Below are 1,569 nucleotides of genomic sequence, written 5' to 3'. Positions count from 1 at the left end.
GCGTCGACACACTGGTTTGCTCGGTGGGCACCGGCGGGCACTCCGCCGGCGTGGCCCGGGTGCTCCGGCAGTTCTGCCCCAACCTGAAACTGGTCGGTGTCGACACCATCGGATCGACGATCTTCGGACAACCCGCCAGCACCCGGCTCATGCGCGGACTGGGCTCGAGCATCTATCCCGACAACATCGACTATCCCGCCTTCGATGAGGTGCACTGGGTGTCCCCGCACGAAGCGGTGTGGTCGTGCCGCACGCTGGCGGCCACCCACCACGCCAGCGGCGGCTGGAGCGTCGGTGCCGTCGCCCTCGCGGCCGGCTGGATCGCCCGCACTAGCCCGCCGGAGACCCGGGTCGCGGCCGTCTTTCCCGACGGACCGCAGCGCTACTTCGACACCATCTACAACGATGACTACTGCACTGAGCATGGCCTGCTGGACGTAAACCCGCCGACCGAGCCGACGACCATCGACCACCCCACCGACCAGATCGTGACGGCCTGGAGCCGGTGCGCCACCGTAGTCGATCCCACCGAGAGCGTTTCATGAAAAACCTTCTGACCCAGTTCCGTAGTTTCGACCGGCCCAGCCAGGTGTTGATGGTCAACCAGTTCTCCATCAACGTGGGTTTCTACATGCTGATGCCGTATTTAGCCGGGTATCTGGCCGGCCCTCTGGGCCTCGCGGCCTGGGCGGTCGGGCTGGTGTTAGGGATGCGGAATTTCTCCCAGCAGGGGATGTTCCTGCTCGGCGGCACGCTCGCTGACCGCCTCGGATACAAACCCCTGATCGTCGCCGGCTGCCTGCTGCGGGTTGCCGGTTTCGTACTGCTCGCGGCCGTGGAGTCGCTGCCGGCGATCCTGCTCGCCTCGGCCGCCACTGGGTTCGCCGGTGCGCTGTTCAATCCGGCCGTGCGGGCGTATCTGGCCGCCGACGCGGGGCCACGGCGGGTCGAGGCATTCGCGGTGTTCAACGTGTTTTATCAGGCCGGGATTCTGCTGGGCCCGTTGATCGGTCTCGCTCTGACCTCCTTCGATTTTAGGGTCACCTCACTGGCAGCGGCTGCGGTCTTCGCGGTGCTCACGATCGTGCAGATCTGGACGCTCCCCGCGCACCGGGCCGAGACGACCGTGGCCAAGACATCAATACTTGAGGACTGGCGGGTGGTGGTGGCCAACCGGCCTTTTGTGTTGTTCGCGTTGGCGATGATCGGGTCCTATGTGCTCTCGTTCCAGATCTATCTGGCGCTGCCGCTGCAGGCGGCGGTGGTGGTCGGTGACGGCCGGTCCGACACCGCCTTGGTGACCTCGTTGTTCGTGGTCTCCGGGGTGGTGGCTATCGCCGGGCAGTTCCGGATCACGTCCTGGTTGTCCCGCAGGTGGGGTTCGGGGCGAAGCCTGGTGGTGGGCATGGCGATCATGGCACTGGCGTTCCTCCCGCTAATCATGCTGCCGAGCCCGGCCGCGCTGGGCGGGTGGGCTGCCGCCGGTGCCCTGGTGTTCACCGCGGCACTGTTGGCGGTCGGCACCGCCGCGGTGTTTCCGTTCGAGATGGACACGGTGGTGACTCTGTC

General features: G+C 66.3%; 2 protein-coding genes. Both read left to right on the top strand.

Annotated elements, in window-relative coordinates; genetic code table 11:
* A partial coding sequence (locus A2J03_RS05235) for a pyridoxal-phosphate dependent enzyme (protein ID WP_156520213.1) occupies window positions 1–545 on the top strand: 545 nt, incomplete at its 5' end.
* On the top strand, window positions 542–1,569 hold a 1,028-nt coding region (locus A2J03_RS05230; protein ID WP_068370468.1), incomplete at its 3' end, for an MFS transporter. The genes A2J03_RS05235 and A2J03_RS05230, both read left to right, overlap by 4 nt.

Source organism: Rhodococcus sp. EPR-157 (genome assembly GCF_001647195.1).
Classification (GTDB): Bacteria; Actinomycetota; Actinomycetes; order Mycobacteriales; family Mycobacteriaceae; genus Rhodococcoides.
This window is presented reverse-complemented; position numbering and strand designations above follow the sequence as displayed.